The organism is Paenibacillus ihuae (assembly GCF_001368795.1).
Taxonomy (GTDB): Bacteria; Bacillota; Bacilli; order Paenibacillales; family Paenibacillaceae; genus Paenibacillus_AQ; species Paenibacillus_AQ ihuae.
In genome coordinates this window covers 797635-804069 of record NZ_LN831198.1, presented here as the reverse complement: position 1 = coordinate 804069, position 6435 = coordinate 797635, and the positions used below count along the sequence as shown (strand labels likewise).

The window sequence follows — 6435 nt, the reverse complement described above, 5'->3', positions numbered from 1 at the left end:
AAGCCCCTCGGACTCCCTTCCCACAGACGGTTCATTTCGTCTTCTGGACTTATAGAGCGCCTTTTTACGGGTTCCTAAAAAAAAATCCCGTGTGGGGGAGGGTCTCCCCAGTTCACTGCATTATCTTTCAATCCATGCCGTTCCCTATACGCCGAAGGGTTCTTCACTGCTGTTCCAAGTTCTGCACAGCTTCCTTGGCCTTCGTCCAGTGTCGCGAGACTCGGCTCCCTCTTTTCCCCTTTGCAGGGCCTTTTTGACGACGCGGCAGGATTCACTTGATGTTGCGGCCTGGGTTGTTACTCGCCCGGTCTCTGACCGGTACTTTTGTCGATGCGCTTTTACACACAGATTTCGCCATGCGCAAGCATCCTAGCTACAAGAGTGGCTTGGCCCCTCTCTTGGTTGGACTTGCACCAACTAGATAATGCGTGCCTCTGGGCACGCCGACAACAAAAAGAGTCTGTCAAAAGACAGACTCTCGGGCTCTTCTATTAAACAGCAAGCAAGTGCCAGTATAGTTTCTTATTTATTTAGTCCTGACCTTAAACCTCTCCATAAAGATAGAACATTAATTCAATATATGCTTTGAGATCTTATTTTCACGCCAGGCGTATACTAATACACTATTTTCCCGGTAATCTAATATAGTACCATTTATTTGACCAAATTCGTGCACTGTGAACAGCGTTTTTGCGTCAAAAACATACTGTTTGCTAAGCAGATCCACAAGTAGTTTTCCTTCTACAGTTTTCTTTGCCGTTGGCAGACCGTCTCCCTCAGGTAAAATTAAATTCGATAATACCCTTTCCTTTACTAAACCCTTTTGGTTAAACAAACTAATTTTTTTTGTATGAGGATTTAATACCATATAATCTGCCCCAGCTTGAAAAGCAAACCCTAATTGATCAATCGTTCTTCCCCAGATAGCCGAGCCTTTAGATGATAATGCTATAAGTTTATGTGTTTTCGCTTGATTTACTGAAAAAACAAAAGTACCATCATCGAGTGCAAAAGTAGTGTAAAAGTTCACACCTGCTCCTTTTGGGAAAGTGTATTGAAATGAGCGCTGTAGGGAAGAATTATACACTTCAACTTTTTGAGCATCGCCTTCCTTCGTTATCACTTCTATGGCGATCTGGTTTTTCGACACTGTATTCAACTTTCCGGATACAGTCTTACTCCCTTTCTGTTTACCATTTTTATCGAAAGATATCAATTGTACCGTTTCCGCACCGATCTTTGTAGATTTCTGCCCTGCTACAATTAAGGTTCCATCCCCCATAAGAAACAACTTGCTATCAAAGAGCGGTAACTCTTGCACTACGTGCTTACTCCAGTTTTCTTTACCTACAGGACTCACAGAATAAAGAAGTTCTTCAGATGAAAAATAGGCGTATACCGTACCATCTGGTGCGTAAGCAAAAGGATCTTCTGTACTTGGCCATCCATACCCTGCTTTTGCAAAGGAGAATACCCATTTAACCTTTCCTGTTTTAGGATCTACTGCTCGAAGTGTATCGGGTGACCAAACTTTAGTCTCTGAGGCTTTTTCTTCTCCAACATGTAAGTACAGTGTTTCTTTACCTGGCACATAAAAACTCTCTGCTTGAATCGGTATGTAATCTTCATTCGGCGTTTGGGTCCAAACCGCTTGTGGCAAGGATTCATAGTTCTTAGCAGCAACCACCCCTGCAATATTTGCAAAAACGAGGACAGTAGCTATAAAACTGATTAACTTCTTTTTCACACAAAAACCTCAACTTTCCTTTTTTAAATTGATGTTACTTATAATAAAGTGGACTTTGACGGTTCACTCTGCCAACAGACGGAGCTTCTGCAGTCATAGCCACTTACATAAACCTATTCTTTAATCAAAACGTTTCCCAAAAGACCGATCATAGTCATTGCTTCGGCCAAATTATTTTTATTAGTAGATTCATCTCCATAAAAAGTATCGAGCGCAGATATAAAATAAGAAGAGTCTGCCAAGACCTCAAAGTTATTTAATTCCCAATCCATAATTACCCCGCTTACAATATCTAGCTTTTGGGCGTTATTCATATCCATCCAATCAAAATCTGTTGTACTTCCAGCTGACTTACTCCAAGAATTATCAGATTCAGTTGTACCGTTAGTGCTTTCATTGTTATAAGAATATTCCGATGATGAAGTTTCATATAAATTCATCGGGGTATCTTCCGATAAATGATCATATACACTAAATAATCCTGCCGCTGATACAATGAGAACTATAATAACATGTAATTTTACTGGGCATCCATCTTTCTCAATAGATTTTCGGTTATGATAGTAGATTGACTCCCACCTTTGAGTATGGCAGTTAGTTTATTGCTGCTACTTATTATCTTAGAACCACACTTATTACAAAATATGCTTTCTTCCATAAATCTTTTCTTCAGTTTTATCAAACAAACATGCATTGGCACCGCCTAATTCACTTTTTTCCATTATACTATCATTTACGACAAAGCAGATGCAAAAAGCCTTTAGGAAGAACAAATCCCCCTCTATATTTTCGAACGATTAACTTCTTTTCTTATTTTAATGAGAAAATACAAAGTGAAAACAAACTGTAATACTAGAATGCTCCTCGGAAGAAAAGTGAACATCTCCAAGCTATATTTTGGGAACATTTCAATAGAAACAACTTGATACTCCCCTTCTCCAAGCCCTTGTATTGCTTTAAAAAAGAACAGAAGACAACAGCTTGGGATTATAGTTACCAAAAGCCAGATGACATGGTACTTTGTCCTCAGAGCTTTTACAAGTATTAAAGAATTAATAAAACATAAGAATAGCGGAAGAAGGTATACTTTGCCTAACTCTTTTATTAATTCCGTTTTCCAGCCTTCTATTCTTATATCAAGAATATAGATTAAAGTTAGGTGTAATCCAACAACGAGTAATAAATACAAAATTGTTTGAAGTGCTGTCTTTATTGCTTTCATCATCTGTTCCCCTTTCGAGTTATCAAAACCACATAACTCTGATTTCAGTACTCTGAACTATTAATAACAAATACACTAATGTGCTATATTAAATATCTTGTTCTCTTATATCATTTATAACTCCTAAGTAAGATTTACGTCCTTTACAATTTTCTAAAGAATCTGAACATGGCTAATCTCCTCCTTAAAAACTCCCCTATCTGTCGCCAAAACACTAATTACTATTTTTTACTTATATTCATTATATTGGAATTAAGTCAATGTTTATGTATGCATTTAGAAATATCTAATAGAGAGATCTCCATTTTCGTTGGGTAAGAGAATTGCAATTATGGCTGTGGCTCTGCAGAGGATTAACGCTTAGGGATGTATATTCTGAACTATGATACGTAGAGAGAGCCCTTTCAGTATTGCAGAACTTCAATCACTCTTTTAAAGATACGCTCTTTCTAATTGTCCGGTGTTTAGTATTGCGCAGATAGATAATTTACGGATAAAAATATAAGCGACTCATCCACAGACAAGTCGCTTTTTATACACTTTATATTTTATCAGTACTACCTTGTAGTTTAAGCCTAACGTTTCGCCTTATAAAACTCATGATACAGTTTCATCAGCGCCCTCTTCTCAATCCGCGACACATAACTCCGCGAAATCCCCAGCTCCTTCGCAATTTCCCGCTGCGTCCGCTCTTCTCCGCCGGTGTCAAGGCCGAAGCGGCCGACGACTACCTCTTTTTCTCGGTCATCTAAAATATCCAGATTACGATATATCTTGCTCTTCTCAATCTTCAGATCCACTTCCTTCACAATATCATCAGCGTCGGAACCGAGGATATCGATTAAGGTGATTTCATTGCCTTCTTTATCCGTCCCTATAGGATCATGCAGGGATACGTCCTTTTTGGTCTTTTTAAGCGATCTCAAATGCATGAGGATTTCGTTCTCAATACAGCGGGCGGCAAAAGTGGCTAGCTTCGTGCCTTTGTTAGGCCGGTAACTCTCGATGGCCTTGATCAGCCCGATGGTGCCGATGGAGATGAGGTCCTCCATGTCTTCCCCTGTATTGTCGAATTTTTTGACTATATGGGCAACAAGCCGCAGATTATGCTCAATCAGCAAATTTCGCGCTTTGGCGTCTCCCTCGGCCATCATTCCTAAGTATTTGCTCTCATCCTGTTCAGACAGGGGCTGGGGGAAAGCATTATTTCTTACGTAGGATACCAGCAATGTCAGTTCTTTGATCAGCAGCGCTATCGTGCTTATTATTCCTGGCAACTTGGCGACACCTCCCGCACATGTACAATGAAACCGGGCAGTAGTGAGAACTACGGGTTCATGGTCCTTTTATTCTATGTGGGTAGATGCCTAGAAGTGCATGTACGGGGAAATTGGTACAACTAGGAGAGGAGAAAGTTTATGGATAACTACCTATGCCCGCCGCTCAAACAAACCAATTGCCCGATTACGGAAAAACAGTCCCACAGTCAAAACCCATTTTCAGGGATAAAAGCCCCAGCCGGAACGAGCTGTCTGTGATGGCAGTTCTAGCTGGAGTCATGCCGGGGAAATTTTTTATCCCAATAAGTACATATGGAAAATACCAGACTTAAATACTCTGGGGACTGGCAGTGATTTTCGTCCAGCGGAGCTTTCTCTGCCTGAGGGATATGTCCTGGAGGATGAAAACTTAAGCGTCCTGCGGCAATCCAACTACATTAACGCTGACAAAATTTGCAGCTAGCCGGTGCTATTTCCTGCTACCCGCATGAAGGGTTATGCTACAATTTCGGCCCTGCGAAATGGATAGATTTTATGAATAGCCAGTGAGTGAGCAGCAGCTATACTTTTTCGGGAAAGCGCTTTAATTTGGACACCTCCTCCTATGCTATACTTTGGGCACAATCAAACTTCAACACCTGGAGGCTGCGATGAAAATCTGCAAAGAAGGTTCCTTTTATACGCGTGAATACCGAAATCTGTTCAGTGAGCTTGGGTTTAGTGATGAGGAAATCAGCAACAGACTGGAGCATACGTGGACGGAATTGTTCTACGGTGCACCGGAGGTCCGCATTTACCATCCAATGGATGCCGATAAGGGCTATATTGTGGATACGGGCAACTCGGATGTGCGGTCAGAGGGCATGTCCTACGGGATGATGATGGCTGTTCAGATGAACAAAAAAGAGGAATTCGACCGGCTGTGGAAGTTCGCCAAGGTCTTCATGCAGCATACGGATGGCCGCTATAAGGATTATTTTGCCTGGCACTGCAAACCCGACGGAACACGGCTCTCCCCGGGTCCGGCACCGGATGGAGAAGAATTTTTCGCGATGGCGCTGTTCTTTGCCTCAAGCCGCTGGGGGGACGGCCCGGAGCCGTTCAATTATTCCGTGCAGGCCCGGATCATTCTCCGTGCTTGTGTGCATCAAGGGGAAGACGGCGAAGGGGACCCGATGTGGGACCCGAAGACCCGGCTGATCAAATTCATTCCCGAATCCCCTTTCAGCGATCCGTCTTACCATCTGCCGCATTTCTATGAATTGTTCGCTCTGCAGGCGGATGAACAGGACAGAGCCTTCTGGACCGAAGCCGCAGCGGCCAGCCGCGCTTACTTGCACACCGCTTGTCATCCGGTAACCGGCCTGTCGCCGGAATACGCCAATTATGACGGATCACCGGCTGAACCCCAGCCTCATGGAGACTATCGCCACTTCTTCAGTGATGCCTACCGGGTGGTGGCCAACATCGGTCTCGATTACGAATGGTTCCGCAGGGATCCCTGGCAGGTGGAGCAGTCGAACCGGATCCAGGCCTTTTTCCGGGATATTGAGATTACGGATTACCGCCGGTATACCATTGACGGCCAGCCTTTCGATGAGCCGTCCCTGCATCCGGTCGGGCTGCTGGCTACGCTCGCCATGGCCTCACTGGCTGCCGACGGCCCCGATGCTGAGACCTTCGTCAGACAGTTCTGGAATACGCCGCTCCGTACCGGTGTAAGGCGGTATTACGATAACTGCCTGTACTTCTTCAGCCTGCTGGCCTTGAGCGGAAATTACCGGATTTATGGATAGAATCTAAAAACGAGTTCAACTTGTATAGCGGTACAGGAAAAGGGTCCTCCCGGCTGAAATGGCCGGCAGGACCCTTTTCCAAATTCAACATTCTTTCTAATCGAATAATGCCAGAATTACCATTCTCTTTGCCCACCATTAGCCTATGATCAGCTCGGAGCTTTCACCCAGACGTGTTGCTCACCAAAGAGAAGCTTACAACGGTCCGCCGCGCACCGCAGACATACAAAAAGACTGCAGATTCTCCCCCTAAGGGCAGATATCCGCAGTCCTCTACTAGTTGCAGCACACTATATTCTTTCTATTTCCTGAAAGCTTACACTGCGTAAGGATCTATCGTTTGAATGGTTCCATCGGCATTATATTTCAGCTCTGTATATTTCACACAGC

Annotated in this window: 5 protein-coding genes; 1 reads left to right on the top strand and 4 read right to left on the bottom strand. The window is 43.5% G+C overall.

Annotation, left to right across the window (positions count from 1 at the left end; genetic code table 11):
• Nucleotides 1–568: 568 nt before the first annotated feature.
• From AQR02_RS03650 to sigK, 4 genes are all read right to left on the bottom strand, one after another.
• On the bottom strand, nucleotides 569–1747 hold the full coding sequence (locus tag AQR02_RS03650) for a hypothetical protein (protein ID WP_054939438.1): 1179 nt from the start codon (nucleotides 1745–1747) through the stop codon (nucleotides 569–571).
• Nucleotides 1748–1860: 113 nt separating this feature from the next.
• The gene (locus tag AQR02_RS03645) at nucleotides 1861–2187 is read right to left on the bottom strand and encodes a hypothetical protein (protein ID WP_054939437.1); all 327 of its coding nucleotides are present in this window, start codon (nucleotides 2185–2187) and stop codon (nucleotides 1861–1863) included.
• Nucleotides 2188–2528: 341 nt separating this feature from the next.
• Entirely contained in the window at nucleotides 2529–2969 is a 441-nt protein-coding gene (locus tag AQR02_RS03640; protein ID WP_054939436.1) for a hypothetical protein, read from the bottom strand.
• 575 nt (nucleotides 2970–3544) lie between these two features.
• Nucleotides 3545–4246 carry an RNA polymerase sporulation sigma factor SigK gene (sigK, locus tag AQR02_RS03635; RefSeq protein ID WP_054939435.1) on the bottom strand — a complete coding sequence of 234 codons (702 nt, stop codon included), beginning with the start codon at nucleotides 4244–4246 and terminating at the stop codon, nucleotides 3545–3547.
• A gap of 653 nt (nucleotides 4247–4899) precedes the next feature.
• Between sigK and AQR02_RS03625 the strand changes: the two genes are divergently transcribed.
• Complete coding sequence (locus AQR02_RS03625; RefSeq protein WP_108721967.1) at nucleotides 4900–6045, top strand: family 8 glycosyl hydrolase; 1146 nt, start codon at nucleotides 4900–4902, stop codon at nucleotides 6043–6045.
• Nucleotides 6046–6435 lie beyond the last annotated feature (390 nt).

What these genes read in the sequence shown, in the direction of transcription:
- AQR02_RS03645 (WP_054939437.1), bottom strand. Translation starts at nt 2,187, where the DNA reads ATGAATTTATATGAAACTTCATCATCGGAATATTCTTATAACAATGAA.
- AQR02_RS03640 (WP_054939436.1), bottom strand. Translation starts at nt 2,969, where the DNA reads ATGAAAGCAATAAAGACAGCACTTCAAACAATTTTGTATTTATTACTC.
- AQR02_RS03625 (WP_108721967.1), top strand. Translation starts at nt 4,900, where the DNA reads ATGAAAATCTGCAAAGAAGGTTCCTTTTATACGCGTGAATACCGAAAT.